The 21766-nt window shown below is 31.3% G+C and carries 23 protein-coding genes; 18 read left to right on the top strand and 5 right to left on the bottom strand.

Annotated elements, in window-relative coordinates; all coding sequences use genetic code 11:
- Positions 1-218: 218 nt before the first annotated feature.
- Positions 219-1406 carry an anaerobic nitric oxide reductase flavorubredoxin gene (locus AC0N0V_RS14430; protein ID WP_474458734.1) on the bottom strand — a complete coding sequence of 396 codons (1188 nt, stop codon included), beginning with the start codon at positions 1404-1406 and terminating at the stop codon, positions 219-221.
- A gap of 377 nt (positions 1407-1783) precedes the next feature.
- Here AC0N0V_RS14430 and AC0N0V_RS14425 point away from each other — a divergent pair, with 377 nt between their 5' ends.
- From AC0N0V_RS14425 to AC0N0V_RS14415, 3 genes are all read left to right on the top strand, one after another.
- Positions 1784-2569, top strand: coding sequence for a DUF2278 family protein (locus tag AC0N0V_RS14425; RefSeq protein ID WP_474458732.1), 786 nt, complete (start codon positions 1784-1786; stop codon positions 2567-2569).
- A gap of 53 nt (positions 2570-2622) precedes the next feature.
- Entirely contained in the window at positions 2623-3096 is a 474-nt protein-coding gene (locus AC0N0V_RS14420) for a PIN domain-containing protein (protein WP_474458730.1), read from the top strand.
- Positions 3097-3243: 147 nt separating this feature from the next.
- Positions 3244-3762 carry a CBO0543 family protein gene (locus AC0N0V_RS14415; protein ID WP_474458728.1) on the top strand — a complete coding sequence of 173 codons (519 nt, stop codon included), beginning with the start codon at positions 3244-3246 and terminating at the stop codon, positions 3760-3762.
- Between the two features lie 138 nt (positions 3763-3900).
- Here the strand turns inward: AC0N0V_RS14415 and AC0N0V_RS14410 are convergent, their stop codons facing one another.
- Together AC0N0V_RS14410 and AC0N0V_RS14405 are read right to left on the bottom strand one after the other, a co-directional pair.
- Positions 3901-5700, bottom strand: a complete 1800-nt coding sequence (locus AC0N0V_RS14410) for a M3 family oligoendopeptidase (protein WP_474458727.1) — start codon at positions 5698-5700, stop codon at positions 3901-3903.
- A gap of 150 nt (positions 5701-5850) precedes the next feature.
- A complete protein-coding gene (locus AC0N0V_RS14405; protein WP_474458726.1) occupies positions 5851-7086 on the bottom strand; it encodes an MFS transporter in 1236 nt (411 codons plus the stop codon).
- Positions 7087-7411: 325 nt separating this feature from the next.
- Between AC0N0V_RS14405 and AC0N0V_RS14400 the strand changes: the two genes are divergently transcribed.
- Both AC0N0V_RS14400 and AC0N0V_RS14395 read left to right on the top strand, forming a co-directional pair.
- Positions 7412-9238 (top strand): thiamine pyrophosphate-dependent enzyme, encoded by a 1827-nt coding sequence (locus AC0N0V_RS14400; protein WP_474458725.1) that lies wholly within the window; start codon positions 7412-7414, stop codon positions 9236-9238.
- A complete protein-coding gene (locus tag AC0N0V_RS14395; protein WP_474458724.1) occupies positions 9228-9800 on the top strand; it encodes an indolepyruvate oxidoreductase subunit beta in 573 nt (190 codons plus the stop codon). Before AC0N0V_RS14400 ends, AC0N0V_RS14395 begins: the two co-directional genes overlap by 11 nt.
- Before the next feature lie 58 nt (positions 9801-9858).
- Here AC0N0V_RS14395 and AC0N0V_RS14390 read toward each other — a convergent pair whose 3' ends face one another.
- The gene (locus tag AC0N0V_RS14390) at positions 9859-10155 is read right to left on the bottom strand and encodes a hypothetical protein (RefSeq protein WP_474458723.1); all 297 of its coding nucleotides are present in this window, start codon (positions 10153-10155) and stop codon (positions 9859-9861) included.
- A gap of 61 nt (positions 10156-10216) precedes the next feature.
- Here AC0N0V_RS14390 and AC0N0V_RS14385 point away from each other — a divergent pair, with 61 nt between their 5' ends.
- The 5 genes from AC0N0V_RS14385 (at position 10217) to AC0N0V_RS14365 (ending at position 14228) form a co-directional block, all read left to right on the top strand.
- Positions 10217-10693 (top strand): hypothetical protein, encoded by a 477-nt coding sequence (locus AC0N0V_RS14385; RefSeq protein WP_474458722.1) that lies wholly within the window; start codon positions 10217-10219, stop codon positions 10691-10693.
- A gap of 109 nt (positions 10694-10802) precedes the next feature.
- A complete protein-coding gene (locus AC0N0V_RS14380) occupies positions 10803-11687 on the top strand; it encodes a diacylglycerol/lipid kinase family protein (RefSeq protein ID WP_474458721.1) in 885 nt (294 codons plus the stop codon).
- 261 nt (positions 11688-11948) lie between these two features.
- Positions 11949-12656, top strand: coding sequence for a lysophospholipid acyltransferase family protein (locus AC0N0V_RS14375; RefSeq protein WP_474458720.1), 708 nt, complete (start codon positions 11949-11951; stop codon positions 12654-12656).
- Between the two features lie 125 nt (positions 12657-12781).
- Positions 12782-13411, top strand: coding sequence for a hypothetical protein (locus AC0N0V_RS14370; RefSeq protein ID WP_474458719.1), 630 nt, complete (start codon positions 12782-12784; stop codon positions 13409-13411).
- Between the two features lie 85 nt (positions 13412-13496).
- Positions 13497-14228, top strand: a complete 732-nt coding sequence (locus AC0N0V_RS14365) for a VanW family protein (protein WP_474458718.1) — start codon at positions 13497-13499, stop codon at positions 14226-14228.
- Between the two features lie 127 nt (positions 14229-14355).
- Here the strand turns inward: AC0N0V_RS14365 and AC0N0V_RS14360 are convergent, their stop codons facing one another.
- Complete coding sequence (locus tag AC0N0V_RS14360; RefSeq protein ID WP_474458717.1) at positions 14356-15222, bottom strand: hypothetical protein; 867 nt, start codon at positions 15220-15222, stop codon at positions 14356-14358.
- 581 nt (positions 15223-15803) lie between these two features.
- On the opposite strand from AC0N0V_RS14360, the gene AC0N0V_RS14355 reads away from it, so the two are divergent.
- The 8 genes from AC0N0V_RS14355 (at position 15804) to AC0N0V_RS14320 (ending at position 21763) form a co-directional block, all read left to right on the top strand.
- The gene (locus AC0N0V_RS14355; protein ID WP_474458716.1) at positions 15804-16304 is read left to right on the top strand and encodes an ECF transporter S component; all 501 of its coding nucleotides are present in this window, start codon (positions 15804-15806) and stop codon (positions 16302-16304) included.
- A gap of 3 nt (positions 16305-16307) precedes the next feature.
- Positions 16308-17045: an AIR synthase related protein gene (locus tag AC0N0V_RS14350; RefSeq protein WP_474458715.1), complete on the top strand. Its 738-nt coding sequence runs from the start codon at positions 16308-16310 to the stop codon at positions 17043-17045.
- 336 nt (positions 17046-17381) lie between these two features.
- The gene (locus AC0N0V_RS14345) at positions 17382-18200 is read left to right on the top strand and encodes a methyltetrahydrofolate cobalamin methyltransferase (protein ID WP_474458714.1); all 819 of its coding nucleotides are present in this window, start codon (positions 17382-17384) and stop codon (positions 18198-18200) included.
- A 134-nt stretch (positions 18201-18334) separates the two neighbouring features.
- Positions 18335-18973 (top strand): cobalamin B12-binding domain-containing protein, encoded by a 639-nt coding sequence (locus AC0N0V_RS14340; protein ID WP_474458713.1) that lies wholly within the window; start codon positions 18335-18337, stop codon positions 18971-18973.
- Position 18974: 1 nt separating this feature from the next.
- Positions 18975-20132: a uroporphyrinogen decarboxylase gene (locus AC0N0V_RS14335; RefSeq protein ID WP_474458711.1), complete on the top strand. Its 1158-nt coding sequence runs from the start codon at positions 18975-18977 to the stop codon at positions 20130-20132.
- A gap of 14 nt (positions 20133-20146) precedes the next feature.
- Positions 20147-20290 (top strand): hypothetical protein, encoded by a 144-nt coding sequence (locus AC0N0V_RS14330; RefSeq protein WP_474458710.1) that lies wholly within the window; start codon positions 20147-20149, stop codon positions 20288-20290.
- 101 nt (positions 20291-20391) lie between these two features.
- Entirely contained in the window at positions 20392-21087 is a 696-nt protein-coding gene (locus AC0N0V_RS14325; RefSeq protein ID WP_474458709.1) for a cobalamin B12-binding domain-containing protein, read from the top strand.
- Positions 21065-21763, top strand: a complete 699-nt coding sequence (locus tag AC0N0V_RS14320) for a GntR family transcriptional regulator (RefSeq protein WP_474458708.1) — start codon at positions 21065-21067, stop codon at positions 21761-21763. The genes AC0N0V_RS14325 and AC0N0V_RS14320 overlap by 23 nt, the downstream gene beginning before the upstream one ends.
- Positions 21764-21766 lie beyond the last annotated feature (3 nt).

The following is a 21766-nucleotide window of genomic DNA, read 5'->3' as shown; positions in this document are numbered from 1 at the left end:
AGTCTATATTAGTAATGAATATAAAATATCCAATATATACAGTATATAAAACAACTTATTTTTGAATGTTGGAGTGAAAAATGAATTTACTAAGAAATATAAGCCTACAAATTGTGGTTTTTACTTTTATTTACTCAACCAAAGACCTTCAATCTAGAAACCTTGTTAAAAGCAATCTTTAACAAGGTTTCTAGATTGAAGGTTTTACTTGTAAGTTATTAAAGTTTACTTATAATTTCTTTTCCAAATTCTCGGCATCTATTTAGACCGTCTTCACCAGGTCTCCATTGTTCTCTTATCCCATCATTCAATATTTCAAAGCCGCCTTTCTTTAGCTCCTCTGTAATCATCTTGACACTTTCGCCACCCCAACCATAGCTTCCAAAAGCAGCTGCCTTCTTCTCTTTAAACTTAAGTCCTCTCATCATTTCTAATATAGCTGCTGTGGATGAAAGGATACCATTATTAATAGTGCAAGAACCTACAAGGATTGCTTTTGATTTAAATACTTCTGTGATGATGTCATTTTTATCAGACTTTGCAGAATTAAATATTTTAACGTTAACGTTATTATCTACTGATTTAATTCCCTCCGCAATTGCTTCAGCCATTCTTCTGGTGCTGTTCCACATACTATCATAGATCAGAGTAATCTGATTCTCCTTATAATTTTGTGCCCACTCCATGTACTTGTTTATTATTTGGGTAGGGTTATCTCTCCAGATAATTCCATGACTTGTGCAAATCATATCTACAGGTAAATTAAAACCTAACACTTCTTCGATCTTCTTTATAACAAATGTACTATAAGGAGTTAAAATATTAGCATAATATTTTAGTGCCTCTTGCATAAGTTCAGCAGAATCTACTTTATCATTGTACATTAATTCTGAAGCATAATGCTGACCGAAGGCATCATTACTAAATAATATATTTTCACCATTATAATATGTAAACATAGTATCTGGCCAATGAAGCATTCTTGCTTCTACAAAAGTTAACTTGTTTTTGCCAATATCTAGAGTGTCGCCAGTTTTGACAGTTACAAAGTTCCAATCCTTATGGCAGTGTCCTTTTATTATGTTAGCGCCATTTTTTGTGCAATATATCGGTGTGTCAGGTATTTCTTTCATAAGATCAATTAATGCGCCACTGTGGTCTGGTTCTGCGTGATTCATTATTATATAATCTATTTTCTTAAGGTCTATTTCATTCTTCAGATTTGCAACAAATTCCTTTGAAAAAGGTACCCATACGGTGTCCATTAAGACTGTTTTTTCATCTCTGATTAAGTATGAATTATATGACGTACCCCTATGTGTAGAATATTCTTCGCCGTGAAAGGTTCGAAGTTCCCAATCTATTTTTCCTACCCAAGTAACTTTATCGTTAATTTTGAAACTCATTTTATTCCCTCCATAAATTAATATAATTTAAAAATTCACATTAAAATTTTTATTAGGTTATGTTTAATTTAGTCTTGTTTATTATATTGTTTGCAAAAGGTAGCATTTATATTATAAGAAAAAATCGACAAAATATTATAGATTTATCCAATAAGTAGCTACTAATAATATCTATTTTCATATTATTAACTTATTAGACTAATAATGTTTTTAGAAGATACAAATAATAATTATTATGGACTTAGTAGCTTTTATTACAGAGTTAAAAATAAATTATATGAAATTTAAATACAGTTTATTTTTATATGCAAATCTAACACGCAGATTAAGATTAGTATTGCAGATTAAGATTAGTATTATAGTTGGGGGTGAAAAAGATGGCTATTCCAATATATGTTGTTTGCAAGGCGAAAGGAAGCACCATAACAAGCATTGGCAGCGAGCTTCCTAAAAACGAAGGTAGTCAAATATTAGAAGGAAATATCCGTTGTAAACATGAGAAGCTAGGAGGAGTATTTCATTATCATTTTAAAATAAAAGTTAATAAATTATTCATTGGTGAGGAAGGTATTAATTTAAATAATGGAGATGTAGAAGTTCAAATCAACGTGAGATCACATGAAGGAAGAAAAAGTACAAAACTAGAGTACCTAATTCTGGAGAATTTTAAGACCGATAGTGAGAAAGAATTTTCATTAAAGTTACTAGAAGAATTGAATTATGGAATAGAAGTACTAAACTATGAAGAAGAAAGTAATTTAAAGAGTAAGGTAGTTTTGGATTATATTGAGAGTAACCTATTTAATATAAATGATTTTAAAGAGGTTTCTAGTACTAGTGATTTAAATGAAAAAATACACAAGTATATTTTTAAAGCTAAGGAAGAAGAGGCAGATATATACATTTTGGGAGATTTGTATCCAAACGACTGCAGGGGAGATGAGTCTAGGGAAGAAAAGTTTGAACTTCTTAAAAAGTATGGGCCAAAAGGAATTCATGATATTCATATGAATCAAGGAAATATAAAGGGAAACAAATTTAACAAAGAAAATGGTAGATATCAAGACGGAGCGGTACTTATTAACTATAAATATGATAAAGAAGATAGCTGGACTGCCATTTTTCTTAAGTTTCAAGAACAATCAGTAAGTGGAAGAAAGTAATTTTAAGCAAATTACTTTTTTTCGACAAGAGATTATATAAGGAGAGGTAAGAAATGGCTAATAGGGAGTACTTGTTAGACTCAAATATAGTGATTGCAATATGGAATAGATATCCTAAACTACTTGAAATTATAGAAAATACAGAAGGAATAGATTTTAAAATTGCCAAGGACATAGCTGGTGAATTGTCCAGAAAAGAATATAGAAATTTGAAGGGAACGTCTATACTTTCAGACAGATTTATGAGATTGCTAAGATATATTATTGATGAGGATGACTTAAAAAGTAAAGAGTATATTATAGAGAATGGTAGTATTAAATATGAAAAGAATATGTATTTTGTAAATGGTAATAAGATTTCTGTGAATGATTATAATCTCATCCGCATTTGCGAAAACAATAAAGACTATGTGCTAGTAACAGAGGATAAGAGAATGTACGAGAGTGCAAAAATTTTTTTAGGGAGTGAGAGGATATTAACCTTTGATGAATTTATAGAGGAAATAGAAAGGTTAAAAACTAATTGAACTATTCTTAGTTAGATAAATGCTATAGGAATGTTATGTTCTGACTAAAATCTATACTGTGAATTTATTAATATTCTTTTGGAAAGAATATTGATTATAAAAGCATATTTTCTAAAAAATAAAACAGAAGGTTTTGGAGATTCTAAAATGAAATTTACAGTAATACGCCTCGTGATGGCTTTAACATGGATAACAATTGCATACAAATGGGGGGATGTAAAGAATTGGAGAAGATACTATCCTACCATGTTATTTTTTGGCTTTGGAGATTTAATTTACAATGTGGTATTTGCCGATACTCTCCTATGGAGATTTGAAACTGATTTTTTAGTCGGTCCTATTAATGAGTTATTTGTTATATTTACCATATTTTTTTCTACTACCTTATTGTACTTATCTAACTGGCCTAAAAAGTTATATAATCAGATTATTTATATCCTATTCTGGATAATTATTTATATGATAATAGAATTGATTACTACATCGCTAGGAATGCAAAGAAACTATAACGGTTGGAATTTACGGTGGTCATTGTTACATAATTTTGTTCAATTCCCATTATTAATGCTTCATCATAAAAATCCTATTTTAGCATGGATTATTGCATTTGCATTTCTTTTCTTTGTAACGTCTTCTTTCAATATTCCTTTGATAATAAGAAGATAAAAGACTTAAAACTATAATCATGACACTAGGGTGAGAGCTTCTGAACTATGTAAAAATAGCAGATAGCTAGCTTAACGAGCTATCTGCTATTTCTATTAACTGGCACATTTTAGACAGTGATGTAACTAGTAGGGAGAATTAGAGCGGGTAGTCATTGGGTAAATAACTCTTGCTCAACTCCATGAACTTATCAATATCAGCTTCTATAATCTTTAGCGAACTTCTCCAAAAGTTTATGTTATTTATATCTATATTCATAAGTTTAGCTACGCTAGCTAGGCTCATTTTACCTGTAAAGCTCAGGAGTTTATCATAGTCCTCTGCAAAATCCTTTCCTCTCTTCAAATATTCGGCATATAATCCCTTGGCGAACAATAATCCAAAGGCATAAGGAAAGTTATAGAAATTATAATCTGCATCGTAGTAATGAGGTTTACATATCCACATATAAGGATGAAGGTATTTTTCATCAAGGCCATCTCCATAAGCTTCTTTTTGGGCAGATATCATAATTTCATTTAATTCAGAAGCTGACAAGGAACTAAGTTCCCTATTTTTAAACACTTCACTTTCAAAGTAAAATCTACTATAGATATCTACAATTATTTGGGCATAGTCGCTTATCTCACTTTCAAGAATTGTAAAGGCTTCTTCTTTTGACGCATTTTTAACTGCAGCTTTTTTTACTATGGTTTCGCAGAAGGTTGATGCAGTTTCTGCAATAGGCATTGGATAGTCACTGTTTAGTATATGTTCGTCATTTAAACATTCTCCATGATACCCATGTCCAAGCTCATGTGCAAGAGTGATTACATCATCAAATTTATCGCCATAGTTAAGCATAAATCTACTTTCACCTATAGGATGAATATTGTGACAAAAAGCCCCCCCAACCTTACATTCCCTAGGCTTTACATCAATCCAGTTCTTATCAAAAGCTTTTTTTGCATACTCTGCTAATTTATCACTGAAGGTTTTGAAGTTATCGTAAACAAATTTCTTACCTTTTTCGTAAGGAAAATCCATATCAGTCTTACCAACTGGAGCAAAAATATCATAGAAAGGGAGTCCTTCATTTTTTTGCAGTAATTCACCCTTTCTTTTAAAGTACTTTCTAAAGCTCGGAAAACTTTCCTTCATAGCAGAAATCATAGCTTCCAAGGTTTGCTCACTCATTCTAGAATTAATTAATGCTTCTTCTAGTGGAGAATTATAACCTCTAAGCTTCGAAGTAGTAATAACCTCGCCCTTAATACCATTTAAACATGCAGCTACTGCATCTTCAATTTTTTCATAGGAATCTATCTCTACAATATATGCTTTTTTTCTTAACTCAGTATCTTTTTCATATGCCATATTTCTTATAACAGTTAGTGGAAGTTGCTTTTTCTCTCCATTAAGTTCTATATATACTTTTAAAGACGATGTTAGCAAATCCCTTAGTTTTGCCCAAGAATTTGATCCAGTATTTTTCATTTTAGCAATTACGGCTTCTTCTTTATCTCCCAAAACGTATTTACTATGTTCTTTTATTTCGCTTAAATAAAAAGAGTGTTCTTTAAGCAAATCCGATTGATCTATAAAATTATCTAAATCATCAATCTGACCAATCCATTTCTTTATTTTTGCATCTGATTCTGCAAGAGATGCTGACTTTTCTTCTAAAATTTCAAGATTTTTAAGTGCTAGGTTGTTATTTGTCTCAACGCTTAAAGTTAATTGACAAAAGGCAAAAAGTTTGCCAAATAATGATTGTTGATAGCTTTCCTTTTTTATATATTCTTCAAGTTTTGATAAGGTATCATCATGGTTCTTAGTAGAAGCTTTTACCCATTCATTGAAGTTTTCAATATAATTATCACATTTGGATATATCTTTTTTAAAGTCATCACTTTCAAATGATTCATAAAGTTCTCTTAAAGTCCAGTTTAAACTCATAGAATTTGCCTCCTATAGTGTTTTTATTATTAATAATAACACAGTTATAGGATACATATTCAGGAAAAAGAGAAATATTGTATTAATTAAAAATAAATCAAAGCTGACTTGTATTAGAATACAACAGTAGCTTTGATTATAGAAATTACATTAATTTATTTTTATCCTCATAGTCAAGAACAGGTTAATAAAAGCAATAAATGCTGCAACGAGGAACACGTATTTATACCCCATTGTTGACCAAAGTATACCGCCGAAGAAGGGAACAGACATTGCAATAACATGATCAAAGCTAGTTCCAGCAGATAAAGTAGGAACGACATCCTCTGGGTCAAGGGCTATTTTCTTTATATAAGTCGATCTTGCCATCTCCACTACACTCATAGAGTTATCAATTATATAGCATGCTGATATAATGATAGCAGCAACGCCAGCTGAAGCAAAATCAGCTGCAAAGGCATAACCAAGACAAATCACTATTAAAATTATTGCCTCTAAGGAAAGAACAAATCGTTCACCTTTTATGTCAATAGCATTACCAACAATAGTACGTGTAAGTATGCTTACACTCGAAACTATAAAGCCAAGTATAGCGAAGGTTGGAGGATCAAGATGATATACTTGAATAAGAACCCATGGTGCAAAGGTCAAGAAAATCTGCTTTCTTGCTCCGTTGACTACGCAAAGAATATAGTAAAGAGAATATTTTTTTCTAAGTACAAATTTTACCTTCTTAACTTTGGGTTTTTGAGATTTCATAAGTCCAAGAAAGAAAGCAGCACAAATATATGATACCGCAGCTATAACAAATGCTGACTTATAAGTAAGCCCCAAATATTTAAAACCAAGCCATATTATCGAATAGCCAAGAATGGTTGCAAGTAAATTATATGCATTATATCTTCCAAGACGGGCCCCATAACTTTCTTTTTCTGATAAGGACATTCCTATACCAGCAGATAAAGGCATGAAAATATGAGTACCCAGACTTAAGAACATCATCCAAACAAGCATGCTCGTAAAGGTAGGGGATAGCATTCCGAGTCCAATCATTCCTAATGATGCAAGGAGCATTCCTGTTATAGCCATTTTTATATCGCCAAGAAATGAAAGCAAGGCTAATACTATCATAATAAGTGCGCCAGGAAGCTCACGAGGAAATTCTACAATACCTCGTGCTGAAGCTGATAACTTGTACACATCACTCAAAAAATTATTGAATACTGTTGAGTTAATACCACTAGCTATTCCAGAGAAAATACCTACTACAAGAAATAATGTAAAGTCTCTATCAATTTTAAAATCATTTTGTAATTTTAAAAGTTTTCTTTTGAAAACTGATTCACTAACTATTTCAGAGCTTTTGACTTCTTTTTCTAAATCCATAATAATTTTAACTCCTTTCTTATTGACATATTTAAGTATATAACATAAGAAAATACAAATCAATTTAGTATTTTTATTGATAAACAGAGTTCTTAGTGTCTTCGACACTTAGAAATCGTTATCCAGGGGCGTACCCGCTCTTTGCCTACACTTTAAGAAAAGTGTAGGTATTAGAGCGGGTAGTCATCGGATAAACACAGTTGTTCTAAAATTTTTATGATGATACTTTTTTGAGATGGTATTACATAGAATATTTTAGTAAACAATATTATTGGATTATTATTTTTGTTTAATTAAGGGACTATGCAATGGAAGGAGAAACAAGATGGAAAGTAAGTTAGATACAAAGAGGGTATTAACCGGCAATGAGGCGATTTCGAGAGGCTTCTACGAAGCTGGGGGAAAGATAGCAGCTAGTTATCCAGGCTCACCTACCGTTGAAATTATTGAAAAAACAAAGGAATACAAAGAAGTTTATGCTGAGTTTTCAACCAATGAAAAGGTTGCGGTAGAAGTTGCGATAGGAGGATCTTTTGCGGGAGTAAGGTCTATGGCTGCTATGAAACACGTGGGAGTAAATATTGCAGCAGACCCACTTATGACCTTTACTGAAACTCCAATTTTGGGAGGATTTCTGTTAGTAAGTGGAGATGACCCAGGGCTTGCAAGTTCACAAAATGAGCAAGACAATAGGGTTTACGGAAAATTTGCTAATATGGGAATACTAGACCCTTCTGATAGTCAGGAAGCAAAGGATTTTGCAAAGAAAGCCTTCGAATTAAGTGAGCAGTTCTCTATACCTATGATGCTTCGTATAACTAGCAGGCTATGCCATAGTAGAAGCGTTGTAACTGTTGAGGAGAGAAAAGAAGTAGAGCCAAAAGGAGTTATAAAAGATAAAGATAGATATTGTATGATTCCTCCAGGTTCACGAAGAGCACAATTCTTTATGCGTGAGAGATTAGAAAAACTAGAACAATATGCATATGACACTGATTTAAATAAGCTTGAAATAAAGGCAAATACAGACACTTTAGTCATAACTTCAAGCATAATGTATAATAATTTAAAAGAATTAAATCCAGATGTTAGTATATGGAAGTTAGGTTTAATTTATCCGATTTCGGAGAAAAAAGCAAAGGAGATTACAGATAGATTTAAGAAGGTTATAGTGCTTGAGGAGATGCTGCCTTTTATTGAAAATGAGTTAAAATTAAAGGGAATTCAATGTGAAGGGAAAAAATACTTTGATTTTACTGGCGAACTTGACTTGCACAACATTGAAGACGGCTTATTAAAGGCTGGTGTATTAAGTGATAAAAAAATACCTTCAGAGAGATTTGTTGATACTGTATCTCGACCACCTTTATTTTGTACTGGATGTCCTCATAGACCAACCTTTGATATATTAAAAAAGTCTAAGGCTAAAATTGTAATTGGGGATATCGGTTGCTACTCTTTAGCAGCGTTACCACCATTTGAACAGTCTAATACTATAATTAGTATGGGGGCTAGTCTTGGAATTATAAAGGGGATGAGAAAAGCTTTTTCTATGAGAGATTCATCAGAGCCTTTAGTATCAGTTATTGGTGATGGAACCTTCTTTCACTCAGGTATACCGGGAATAATTAACTTATTGCACCAAAAAAATGAGGAAGAGAACATTACAATTGTTGTACTTGATAACAGGACTACTGCAATGACTGGAGGACAGCCAAATGCAAGTTCCGGGCTTTATAATCAAAGAGATGACATGAAGGTTGAAATTAAAAGCTTAATAGAAGCAATAGGTTTTGATAGAGTAAGGGAAATTAATCAGTATGATTATAAGGCAGCTCAAAAAATCTTTAAAGAAGAAATAGAGTATAACGGTTTATCTATCATAGTGGTAAATGGTCCTTGCGCATTAAAATATAATATGGAAAAGCCACATTTTTATGTAGACCCTTCAATATGTATAAGCTGTAGATCATGTATAAGAACTAATTGTCCTCCTCTTAGGATGATACCTTATGAGGGATTCGATAAGCTTAAATCGTCAATCGATAAGGATATGTGTGTAGGGTGTAGTGTCTGTGCACAAGTTTGTCCTGTAAATGCAATTAAGCAATCAGAAAAGATTCATAGGGAGGATGAGAAGATTGATAACTAATATTATGTTTGGTGGAGTAGGTGGTCAAGGGTTAGTTCTTATGACAAGAATTGTATCGCAGGCTGCCATGAAAGATGGATATGACATAAAGAGTAATGATGTAGTTGGATTATCCCAAAGAGGTGGAATGGTTTGGGGAAATGTTAGAATTGGTGACAAAATTTACTCACCTAATATTCCTGCAGGAGAAGGGGATATTGTTATAGCTACAGAACCGATTGAAGCATTGAGATGGAGTTCAGTGCTTAAAAAAGACGGAATAATAATTATGAATACAAAAAGATTTTACCCAACTCCTGTACAACAGGAAAAGGTTCCCTATCCAGAAGAAGAAATTGAAAGCTTAAATGAAAAATACAAAGTTATTGCTGTTAACGCTTTTGATGAGGCTATTAAGTTAGGCAAAAAACAAATATCAAATGTTCTTTTATTAGGGATATTAGCTAAGTTTTTAGATATTAAAACAGAAACTTGGCAAAGTACAATAGCCGATAATGTGCCTAAAAAAGCAATAGATATGAATCTTAATGCTTTTAAGTTTGGATATAATTTAGTAAATTAAGAGAGGGCTGAAAGGCGTGGGGTTATAATAAAACTCCACGCCTTTTAAAAGCTATTAATTAGTCTAATCTTTTGGTGATTAAATCTTGAAGATTTTCTATAAGATTTATTTTTTTATCTATGGAAACTTTTATTTCTAACACTTCTTTATCTAGTGCAGAATTTCTAAGTTGCACTTCCTTTAATTGAGTTTGTAAATTATTAATTTCTCTTATTTTGCTTTGTTTTATTGAAATATAAGTATTGTCTATTTTTTTCTTACGTTGAAATAAAACCTCAGAATGTCTTATAATAGATTTAGTTAAATTTTTTATTTTTGTTAAATAGTTTTGTATTAATGTATAAAATTTATTCATTTTGACATCCTCCATATTGTTATTCTATACTAAATATAATTACGAATTCAAGGAGAAAAAAATGAGTCAAAATAAAGAAGTAGTATCAAGGCTTGTGGAAATATATAGGCAATTTAAGCAAAAGCAGATCTTGAATTTAGATAACAAAATCAGAAACTTACAAGCTAAATTAGAAAATGAATTAGGAAAACTTGATAAACTTTCAAGCCTGAAGGAAAAACTTATACAAGAAGAGGAAAGTAATAATGAAACATATAATTCATTATTACAAATAGTAAAGTCAAGAGGTATATTGTTTAATATACCTAATAATAACTTTCAAATAAACGAGTGGGATAACTTAATAATAAAGGATTTTGGTGGATTATATTCACTTACAAATAAAAGCGGTACTAGATTATACACTTTTGAAAAGAAATATTATGATGCAATAAAATGCATAATAGAAAAATATTCTTATAGTGCAATAGTTATAAGAAAGGATATACACTTTATAAAAATTCAATTGAGAATTTTGAAAAGTAATTTAGAGGAGTAGCTAAAGATTTTACAGTAATTGTTCTTGATAAGCTTATCATTTATATTAAGAGGATAAAAGTATATTAGTAAAAACGAATGCTGCAGTATATAATGAAAGAGGTACAAATGTGAAACATCTATTTGTTATTAATCCGAAGGCAGGAAAAGGGGAAGCCTTAGATATAATACCTAAGATTAAGGAAATATTTAAGGAAATTGACGAAGATTATATTATAGAAATAACGAAAAAAACAGGACATGCTACTGAGCTAGTTAGAAGTTATGTTAGTAAAGAAAATTATAGGGTTTATGCAGTCGGCGGAGATGGAACACTAAATGAAGTTTTAAATGGCATGGTTAACACTGAAAGTTGTCTTGGGGTCATACCAAATGGCAGTGGAAATGATTTTATTAAAAGTATTTACAAAAAAAACATATCTAACAGTATATTAGGAGATACGATAAATGGTAAAATAGAAGATATAGATTTAGTAAAAGTAGATAATAGGTATTTTATAAATATCGGTTCTGTAGGCATTGATGCTGAAGTTGTTAGTAATGCAAAGAATATAAAAAGCTATCCATTTATTTCAGGGGAAATGGCTTATATAATAAGTGCGATTATAACAATATTTAAGTATAATTGTAATGATGTGGAAATAATAATTGATGACGTAAAGATTAATATAAAAAGTACTTTATTAGCCTTTGCAAATGGTAAATACTATGGTGGTGGAATTAAAATAGCGCCATATGCGGATTTAAAAGATGGCTTGCTTGATATTTGTGTTATTAATAAGTTAAGTAAATTTAAGATGTTAATGTTATTTCCAAAGCTCATAAAAGGAAGAGTTAATGAAATTAAAGAGGTTTGTTTTTATAAAGGAAAGAAAGTGAAAATAATTTCAAAAGAAGAAACCAATTTAAATTTAGATGGAGAGATATTAAGAAGAAAAAATATAAACTTTGAATTAGTTCCACGAGGAGTAAAATTTATTATTCCAAAGTCATAAAAAATAAGTTAAATTAATTAAGAAAAGAGGTGAATATTTAGTGAGAGAGATATTTATCCGATGACTACCCGCTCTAATACGCCCCCTTTCCAAGGTGTACGTTTCGAGCGGCTACGTCCCTGGATAACGACTTCTAAGCTTCAGATGGAGTTAAAACTCCACCTGAAGCCAAGAATTCTGTTTAGCTAATTAACTTAGTTATGTTAAGTAATTAGATTGATTTAATCATCATAAAGAGCTTTCTCTTACTAAAGATAGTATATGAATAAATTATTTTGGTATGGATATTTTGCAATTTATCTTCTATGGATCACTGTATCTGGTAAAATTAAATTGTTTTTCTTAAAAAGAAATTCACTAGAGCTTGCTGATAAGTATGCTTATAAAAAGATGCAGAATATGTCAAAACATGTTTTGAAAAAATCTAAAACAAAAACTATAGTAAAAGGAAAAGAAAATGTACCGGAAGGGCCTTGTCTCTTTGTTTCCAACCATCAAGCAATTTTCGATGCTTTCCTTTTACTTGCATACATAGATAAAACAACTGGATTTGTTGCAAAAAAAGAGATAAAGAAAATACCTTTACTTGGAAGGTGGTTAAAAGAAATCCACGGTGTATATATTGATAGAGAGAATATTAGAGAAGGAATGAAGGCTATTAATACAGGTGTAGAGAACCTAAAAAAAGGATACTCAATGATTATTTTTCCAGAGGGAACAAGAAGCCTAAAATCAGAGATGGGGGAATTTAAGAAAGGTAGTATGAAAATGGCGCTTAAAGCTAATGTTCCAGTTGTGCCTATAACTATTGATGGTACGTATAGAGTGTTAGAAGTAGGAGATAAAGTAAGAGGCAATTCGGTTAGTATGACATTTCATAAGCCTATATACATAGAGTCATTATCTGAAATAGAGAAAAAAAACTTAGGTGAAATTTTGCATAATGTAATCGAGAGTGGATTAAAATAGAAAGATGGTAGCAATAGCTGCCATCTTTATTATTTATAAAAATAAGTGGATATAAATGTTATTAAATTTTGAACTTTGAGGCAAAATACAAATAAGATAACTATTATTTTTAAGGATGTGCTCAAATGAAGAAAATAATGCTAGTACTTATTGGTTTTATGTTATCCTTTACCTTTGGCTTTGTATATGCAAAGGACCCATTACACGTATTTATTGAGGATAAAGAAGTTGTTAATAACGGTGAATATACAATAAAAGATAGCAAAGTACAGATTTCTGAAGATGCCTTAAAAAGAGATCTTAAATTTAATGTAATTTATGATAAGAGTATAAATAAAGTTACATTATATGATACAGAAAAGGTGTCTCTTCAAGGTAGGGTTAAATTATTTGAAGAATTTGCAGAGTTTTATGCACCAGAAACACCAGATAAGGTTGCTGAGCTTTGGGCAGAAGGAATTAAAGATAGAAACGGAGTATTTCAATACGTAGTACTTGATAGATCATTAAAAGAAAAGTTTAAGGTATTAGCTGAAAAAAGAGGCACTTGGGTAACTGGATTCTCAAGCCCTTGGGTTGAAAATTATGAAATAACAAAAGAAAATTTAGATGAAACAACATGGCAGTATAAAATAGTTTTTAAAGCAGTAACATCTGCTCCTGAGGTATATACGTGGAACGCTACTTTAACTGTGGGCAAAGAAAATAATAAATGGAGAATAACTGATATACAAAAAGACTTTGATGTTATGTAGTAAATAATTAAAATATTTTTATTATTTAAGATTAAGTATTATATTAAATAAAAGAGCAAATATTATCTTTAAGAGGTGATGTTAGATGCGCAAGAATAAATTTAATATAATACTTTCAAGCTTAATTTTCACTATATTTGTATTAGCTGCTTGTAAATCAACTAAATCTCCTATTCAGCAGGAAGATGTAAGTAACAAAAATAACAATTCGAATACTAGCCAAAGTATAGATACTAAGCAGCAAGCAAAAAGTGAACCAACTGCTCCTAAACAGGAGCCTCCACAAAAACCAGCACCTAAGCCTGAACCTAAGCCCGAACCTAAACCAGCTCCAAAGAGAGCTCCTGTTAAGAAGCAAACTGTAGATGATTCCGTATTGGCAGGTTTTAGTACAAATATCTTAGATGGTGATAAAGATAGAGTGGATAATATAATTACCGCATCTAAAAAGATAAATGGATATGTACTTGGTCCTGGAGAAGTTTTTTCTTTTAATACTGTAGTAGGAAAACGTGATATCGATACTGGATATAAAACATCTAGAATTTTAGTGAATGGGCAGAAAAGTGAAGGTGTAGGTGGAGGTATATGTCAGCTGAGCAGTACACTATACAATGCTGCTGCACAATCAGGATTGGCAATTATAGAAAGACACTCTCATAGTGGTGAGGTTTACTATGTTCCTAGAGGACAGGATGCAGCTGTGAATTATGGAGATAAGGATCTTAAATTTAAGAACAATAAAAGCTATCCAATTAAATTTGTAACAAGTATACGAAATGGAAAAGTAAGTGTTTCAATTTTAAAAGTAAAGTGAAGCTTGAAAAGGTAAAAGTGTCACCTTATATAAGGTGGCACTTTTTTAAAGCTAGAAAATACCTATCCACGGAGCCTGCACAATATTTTCAGTATCTAGTTCAAGGTTTGGTCCGTGTAGTAATATTTTAATCTGCACAGATAACTTGTCTTTCGCCGCCTACACTTTTAATTTTAGGTGGCATGAAGATACAGTCGTAAGAAGCTTTTTTACATTTTAAACAAAAAGAACATCCAGTTCTAGGTAGAGTGTTAATGCCTTCCATATAATCAGAATAATTTAAGATTTTTGAGGGTATTTCTCTAAAGTTCAAACTGTCTTTAGGAGAGAGAAGAGTTCTCGTAAATGGATGAATAGGATCTTTTACAATTAAATCTTTTTTTCCATATTCAATTACAGTTCCTTTATACATAATAGCAATTTTATCAATATATCCATTTGTAATATCAAGTTTCTTTGAAATAAGCACCAAACTCGTATTACTCTCATCTTTTAATTTTTTTAGCTCTTTTAATATATAAGATTTTACGGTTGATTCTAAGTTGAAAATTGTATTATCTAATATTATAAGCCTTGGTTTAACTAAGAATGCTAATGCAAACATAATTTTCTGCTTTTCGCAGACTTCTAATTTAAATGGGAGGCTCCTTATCATAAATTCAATGTTAGAACAAGAAAGCTTATTTAGGGCATCTTTGAATCTAGCCTCTGATTCTTCAATAGACAACCCGGTATAGTCAGAAATAATTTCGCTGCATTGCTTTCCAACAGTTCTTATTGGATTTAAAGAAGTTAGGTAAGACTTTATCAAAGACATAAATGTCTTATTTACCCTTTTAGAGTATTTTGTTGCAATGTCTATAATATTTATGCCATCAAAAGTAATTTTGCTGTTAGCAGATAGTTTATTTCTTTTGCTTATAACTAATAAGAAATCGCCAGGTTGAACATCTACAGAAATTGTTTCCTTTGGTAAAGTTTTAGATTCCCTCATATTAAACACACACCTCACATAATTAAGTAATAATCCGAATAAGTTAAATATTACTTGGGATTGTTTCATATTTAACAATGTATTTGTTACTATTTTAACATACTCTGCTGAGGAAAACTACTAAACTTCAAATAAATTTTAGAATATCACAAAAAATCATTTTACTTTTTTCAACATTTAATGAAGTTTAGACATTGATAATTCAGTTGCTATTATCCGAAAATATAGTAATTATGAATTATATTTATTCAAAATAAATAAACATAAAAATTACTGATGTTTTTTCTTTAAGATACATTATTTCCATAATACTAAATAATTATTAGTGAAAAAAATGACAAACTTTCTTGTATGGCAATTAAATATAGATTTTCAATTGAAAAATCTATAATATAAAATTATAATACAATTATAACCATAGGGTTCCAACCTCAAAAGTTATGTTATGCTTAGAAATCTGTTTATATTACAATGTAAATACGGTGTATAAGGTAAGTTTCTAGGTTAGAGCCTTATAAATACGCTAGGCTTTAAAGGACTTTAAAGCTTAAAAACAAAGCGTTGTTAAAGGAGGACAAACAATGAAAACTAAGAAATTAACGCTAACTGCCTTGTTTATAGCTTTAAGCTTTATAGGGGCGAATATTAAAATTATGGGGTCAATTGCATTTGATTCTATGCCAGGATTTATAGGAACTCTTATGCTTGGACCATTGTATGGGGCTTTAATAGGAGCGGCAGGACACTTTTTAACTGCATTACTATCTGGATTTCCTTTAAGTTTACCAGTTCATCTTATAGTAATGGTGGATATGGCATTAACTATGGCAGCATTTGGTTTTGTACATAATAAATTTTCAGGTAAAAGTTTAGGTTCGGTTTTTGCAATCGTAACTGCGGTTTTATTAAATGGGCCAATATCACTATTAATGGTATCTCCATTGCTTATGCCGGTTATAGGTAAAACGGGGATTATAGCTATGTTACCAGCACTTACCGGTGTTGCTGCTATTAATGTAATATTTGGAGTTTTTGTATATAAGATTCTTATAAGAAGACTAGTTATAAGACAGGGAGCATAATTCATGGAGAAACAAAAATATAGAGATTTGACATTAATAAGTTTAAGCGAAAATAAAACAATGGTAATAGCCTGTGATAGTTGCGGGGGAATTGGTTTAAAAGAAAATGATGTATTTAAAGTGCCACCCTATTATGTAGGAAAGCTAACTGCTAGGGTAGGGATTCTTGAAGTAATGTGTTCTGGTGCAGAAATTGTGACAATAGTTGATGCAGTTTGCAATGAAATGGAGAATACAGGGAGTGAAATTCTAAGAGGAATAAAAGAGGAATTAAAAGAAGCAAATATTGAAGATGTCATCCTTACTGGAAGCACTGAAGAAAATTTTCCTACATCTTCGACTGCATTAGGAGTTACCGTTATTGGCATTATAGATAAAAAAGACTTAAGAATAAAAAAGGCAGAAAAAGGTTCTATATTAGTATGTATTGGCATACCAAAGGTTGGAGACGAAATAAATTTAGACTTCGATAAGGATATTATAAGTTATACAACTATTAAGGAATTATTAGCCTTAGAGGGGGTATATGAAATTATTCCAGTCGGATCAAAAGGAATACTATATGAAGCTCAAGCAATATCTAAATGCTATGATTTAAATTTAGTACTAGAAGAAAAAATAGGTATAGATATTACCAAATCCGCAGGAACTGCAACTTGTGCTATAGTGTTATTGAGTAGAGAAATACTTGAAAAGGTAAAGCTATTTGGAAATGTAAATATAATAGGTGTGTTAGAATAAGGTACAAAAGTACAATAAAATTTCGTCATAAAAAAGAACTCTAATTTCATTAAGTAATTAGGGTTCTTTTTTATGTCAAAATATCATAGTTCGATCATAATATAAGTAATATGAGCACTTGGCGAGTTAGACCACTAATTTAATGTTTTCAAATACTTATTATATGCCCTTACAAGGAAAAATATTAAATATTTTAAATATTTTAAATATTCTAAATTAACTTATTATTATATTGACAAAATGGAAAAATAAGGTATATAATTAATTTATAGAAATTGATTACAATACTTGTATATACAGGTAATTTGCATGTTTAAAGTTAGAGGGGGATTTTAATTGATTATTATTGGGGAAAAGATCAATGGAACTATTCCTAGTGTAAAAAAAGCAATAGAAGGTAAGGATGAAGAATTCATTAGAAACCTTGCAATTAAGCAAACAGACTGTGGAGCAGATTATATAGATGTATGTGCAAGCACTGCACCAGAGCTTGAGGTAGAAACATTGAAATGGTTAATGGATATTGTACAAGATGTGACAAACAAGCCTCTTTGCATAGATAGTCCAAACCCAAAAATTATTGAAGCTGCTATGAAATATGCAAAAAAGACTGGAATAATCAATTCTGTATCTGAAGAAGGGGACAAGTGTGAGGTTATTTATCCGCTAATTAAAGGTACAGAATGGCAAGTAATCGCATTAACTTGTGATAGTAAGGGAATTCCTAGTGATGTTCAAACAAGAATAGATATTACAAAAATTCTAGTAGAGAAAGCGGAAAAATATGATATAACACCTGATCGAATCCACATAGATCCACTTGTAATGGCACTTTCAGCAGATAACTCATCTTTGATTAATTTTACAGAAACACTAAAAACAATAAAAGATATGTATCCTACAATAAAGGTAACTTCAGGTTTAAGTAATATTTCTTTTGGTATGCCACTAAGAAAAGTTGTAAATCAAAACTTCTTAACGCTTGCTGCTTATGCAGGTATGGATTCGGCAATTATGGACCCATGTAACAGAGATTTGATGGCGGCACTTCTTGCAACAGAGGCACTACTCGGAAAAGATAGGCACTGTAGAAAATATTCTAATGCATATAGAAAGAATAAAATCGGACCATTAAAGGAAGTTTCAGGTGCTTAGATAGAAAAGTTCAAATAATAGGTGGCTAATAATAATTAGGTAAGGGTTCTCCTGTTAGGGAGATTTTTGTATAGCTCTTGCTTTAATTGAAAGAAAAAATTACACGTATTATATATTAAGGGGGATTATGAAAAATGATGGATTTGAAAGTATTAACACAAGCTGTTGGGGATCTTGATGAGGATGCAGTATTAGAGATGTTGAATGAATTTGTAGAGACAAGCCCTTCTGAAGAAGAAGCACAAAAAGTAGTGAATGCTTGTCAGCAAGGCATGGCTCTCGTAGGAGATTTATTTGACAAAGGAGAATATTTTGTAGGAGATTTAATTTTTGCTGGAGAATTACTAAAAAGTGCTATTGATGTTCTTAAACCTGTTATAGGATCAGGAAGCTCAGCTAAGGTAGGAACCATAGTACTTGGAACAGTTCAAGGAGATTTACATGACATAGGCAAAAATATATTTAAGAGCATGTCAGAAGCTGCAGGCTTTGATGTATATGATATCGGTATAGACCAATCAGCAGCTTCATTCATTGAGAAAATAAAAGAGGTTAATCCACAAATCGTTGGTATGAGTGGAGTACTTACGCTTGCTATTGATTCAATGAAGAATATAATAGAAGAATTAAAGACTGCAGGAGTAAGAGATAATGTGAAAATAATTATTGGTGGAAATCCTGTAACAAAAGAGGCTTGTGAGCACGTTAGAGCAGATGCATTTACAACTAATGCAGCAGAAGGCGTAAAAATTTGTCAAGGATGGGTGAGTTAATATGAGTGATGTGATGGCTTTACAGCAAGAGAGAAAACAGTTATTTACTGATGTATATGATGGAAAAATTCCAAAGAGAGTACCGATTAATGTGAACTTTCCAATTGAATTCTGTATACAACATGCTAAAAAGGATTTAGCAGAGGCGCAGTGGAATACCTCAATGCTAGAGGAAATATATGAAAAGACATGTCAAGATTTTATTTCTGATGTACTTCCAGTAATGGCGTTTAGATTTCCATCATATTATAAAATATTAGGTGCTAAAAACTTTGTAATGAGTTCAAGTGGATTTCTACAGCACCCAGAGATTAATGGTTTAGAGGTTGAGGAGTATGACGAATTTATTAAATCACCATATAATTGTATTTTAGAGAAAATAATTCCTAGAATTTATTCAGAATTGAATACAAATCCAATACAAAAATCCTTGATACTTGCGAAAGCATTTAAAGCTTTTTGCGATGAATTTTCAAATGGGCAAGCATTGTATGGAAAATTAATTAATAAACACGGATATTCTCCTATAGGTGGTTTTGATGGATTTACTGAAGCACCATTTGACTTTGTAGCAGATCAGTTAAGAGGATTCAAAGGCATTACTGGAGACATAAGAAGATGTCCAGATAAGGTAGCAGCGGCTGCTGAAGCAGTTACTCCTATTATGCTGAAAACTGGAATGCCAGCTCATACACCAACAAAGTATGGAGCTACATTTATACCACTTCACATGGCACCTTATATTAGAAATAAGGATTTTGAAAAATTATATTGGCCATCCTTTAAAAAATTAGTTGATGATTTAGCAGCTGCTGGTCAGCCATGCTGCCTATTTGTAGAACATGATTGGACACGTTATGTAGATTACTTGTATGAACTTCCTGAAAATACAAGAATGTGGTTCGAATATGGAGATCCAAAGCTGATGAAAGAAAAACTAGGCAAAAAACATGTTCTTACTGGATTCTATCCAATTTCAATATTAAAAACTGGAACCAAACAGGAATGCATAGATAAAGCAAAAGAGCTAATAGAGATACTTGCACCAGGTGGTAAATATATGTTTGGGTTTGACAAGTCCATAATAACTGAGGATAGTATTAATGTTGAAAATATACAAGCTGTACTAGAGTATGTAGCTGAGAACAGTAAATATTAGAGGGAGGTTTTAGAATGGATACAAATTACTATAAGACATGGGAAGAGTATAAAGCTGAACATCCAGAAATTGATGAGAAGCTTGAGAAGGCAATGGCTCCTAAGATGCAGCAATATGAAGAAATGATGTTTCAATTTATTATGAATTTATTAATGTAAAATCAAGTTAGATATGATACACAATTAAAATCAGAGCTGCAATTTTATAAAAAATGAAAATTGCAGCTTTGTTTTCATAACTAGGTTAAACGGAGGAAGAGATGAATAAGTTAGTTAAGCTTAAGGAGTTAATACCTAAATATGTAGAACAATTAGATGAAGAAAATGTTTTAGAATTATCTAAGCAGGCATTAGAGATGGGAATGGAACCATTTTCTTTGTTAGAACTAATTAACGATGGCATGGAAAGAGTAGGAAAACTCTATGAACAAAAGGACTATTTCATTGCAGATTTAATTTTAGCGGGACTTATATTTAAGGAAGTATTAACATTAGAAAAAATGGAAGAGCATTTTCAGAAGAATCGTAATAAAAAGGTTGCAAAAGTAATTTTAGGAACGGTAAAGGGCGACATTCATGATATAGGAAAGGATATTTTTAAAAATATGTTAGAGGCAAATGGATTTGAAGTATTCGATTTAGGCGTAGACGTTCCAAAAGAATTATTCATGAAAGAAGTATTGGAAAAGAAACCGAATATTGTGGGATTAAGTGGTCCACTTACTAATACTATAGAAGAAATGAAGGCTGTAGTAGACTTGTTCGTTCATTTAGGGATAAGAAATAAGGTGAAGGTTATTATTGGAGCTAGTCACGTTAATGTAGATACATGTAAGTATATTGGAGCAGATGGTTTTGCAAATGATGCCTCCGTTGGGGTCAGAGTGTGTTTGGATTGGATGAATAGCATAAATGGACAGGGAGCACCTAGCGATGAAGAATCCAGTATATGTTGAAATAGTAGAGGATATAAGAGATAAAATTAATAACGGGGAACTAAAACCAGGGGATGACCTGCCATCTGAAACAGCTTTATGTAACGAGTATAATACTAGTAGAATGACAGTAAGAAAGGGACTTGCTATTTTGGCAAGCGAAGAGTATATATATTCAATTCCAGGTAAAGGATACTTTGTAAAAAAACCTCAATGTAATAAATACACTATTTTTTATGATGAAATGAACAATTTAATAAACAATGTAGATAGTACAAAGCTATTATCTGTAGATGTAAATGTACCAGATGATAAACTAGCTAGTAGTCTACAGATTAGTAAGAATAAAAAAGTTATAATAATTCGTAGATTATTCTATACTGACGGAGAAGCTATGGCCTACGATATCAAATATCTTATGTATCAAAAAGGAATACCTATAGTGGAAAACGAAATTGAACAAGCTACATTTCCTGAAATGATATCTAAGAGTACACCTATTTATGCTTTGAAAAAAGAACTAATTATGTATGCAAAAGTTCCAGAGGAAAAAACAAAAGAGTTACTAAATATGAATGATGAACTTGCTTTATTTGTTGTAGAACAAAAGTTTTATGATATTAAGGATAAGCCTATGGGACTGGGAATAACTTATTTTAGAGGAGATTATATTAAACTACAGGGGATAAGCAAATAAACA

Source organism: Clostridium sp. CS1-1, assembly GCF_056135525.1.
This window is presented reverse-complemented; position numbering and strand designations above follow the sequence as displayed.

Excerpts from the sequence above, each read along its gene's own strand:
- AC0N0V_RS14350 (WP_474458715.1), top strand. The coding sequence starts at position 16,308 with ATGGAGAAACAAAAATATAGAGATTTGACATTAATAAGTTTAAGCGAA.
- AC0N0V_RS14425 (WP_474458732.1), top strand. The coding sequence starts at position 1,784 with ATGGCTATTCCAATATATGTTGTTTGCAAGGCGAAAGGAAGCACCATA.
- AC0N0V_RS14365 (WP_474458718.1), top strand. The coding sequence starts at position 13,497 with ATGCGCAAGAATAAATTTAATATAATACTTTCAAGCTTAATTTTCACT.
- AC0N0V_RS14420 (WP_474458730.1), top strand. The coding sequence starts at position 2,623 with ATGGCTAATAGGGAGTACTTGTTAGACTCAAATATAGTGATTGCAATA.
- AC0N0V_RS14360 (WP_474458717.1), bottom strand. The coding sequence starts at position 15,222 with ATGAGGGAATCTAAAACTTTACCAAAGGAAACAATTTCTGTAGATGTT.
- AC0N0V_RS14340 (WP_474458713.1), top strand. The coding sequence starts at position 18,335 with ATGATGGATTTGAAAGTATTAACACAAGCTGTTGGGGATCTTGATGAG.
- AC0N0V_RS14355 (WP_474458716.1), top strand. The coding sequence starts at position 15,804 with ATGAAAACTAAGAAATTAACGCTAACTGCCTTGTTTATAGCTTTAAGC.
- AC0N0V_RS14410 (WP_474458727.1), bottom strand. The coding sequence starts at position 5,700 with ATGAGTTTAAACTGGACTTTAAGAGAACTTTATGAATCATTTGAAAGT.
- AC0N0V_RS14405 (WP_474458726.1), bottom strand. The coding sequence starts at position 7,086 with ATGGATTTAGAAAAAGAAGTCAAAAGCTCTGAAATAGTTAGTGAATCA.
- AC0N0V_RS14385 (WP_474458722.1), top strand. The coding sequence starts at position 10,217 with ATGAGTCAAAATAAAGAAGTAGTATCAAGGCTTGTGGAAATATATAGG.
- AC0N0V_RS14430 (WP_474458734.1), bottom strand. The coding sequence starts at position 1,406 with ATGAGTTTCAAAATTAACGATAAAGTTACTTGGGTAGGAAAAATAGAT.
- AC0N0V_RS14335 (WP_474458711.1), top strand. The coding sequence starts at position 18,975 with ATGAGTGATGTGATGGCTTTACAGCAAGAGAGAAAACAGTTATTTACT.
- AC0N0V_RS14330 (WP_474458710.1), top strand. The coding sequence starts at position 20,147 with ATGGATACAAATTACTATAAGACATGGGAAGAGTATAAAGCTGAACAT.
- AC0N0V_RS14370 (WP_474458719.1), top strand. The coding sequence starts at position 12,782 with ATGAAGAAAATAATGCTAGTACTTATTGGTTTTATGTTATCCTTTACC.
- AC0N0V_RS14320 (WP_474458708.1), top strand. The coding sequence starts at position 21,065 with ATGAAGAATCCAGTATATGTTGAAATAGTAGAGGATATAAGAGATAAA.
- AC0N0V_RS14400 (WP_474458725.1), top strand. The coding sequence starts at position 7,412 with ATGGAAAGTAAGTTAGATACAAAGAGGGTATTAACCGGCAATGAGGCG.
- AC0N0V_RS14415 (WP_474458728.1), top strand. The coding sequence starts at position 3,244 with ATGAAATTTACAGTAATACGCCTCGTGATGGCTTTAACATGGATAACA.
- AC0N0V_RS14325 (WP_474458709.1), top strand. The coding sequence starts at position 20,392 with ATGAATAAGTTAGTTAAGCTTAAGGAGTTAATACCTAAATATGTAGAA.
- AC0N0V_RS14390 (WP_474458723.1), bottom strand. The coding sequence starts at position 10,155 with ATGAATAAATTTTATACATTAATACAAAACTATTTAACAAAAATAAAA.
- AC0N0V_RS14375 (WP_474458720.1), top strand. The coding sequence starts at position 11,949 with ATGAATAAATTATTTTGGTATGGATATTTTGCAATTTATCTTCTATGG.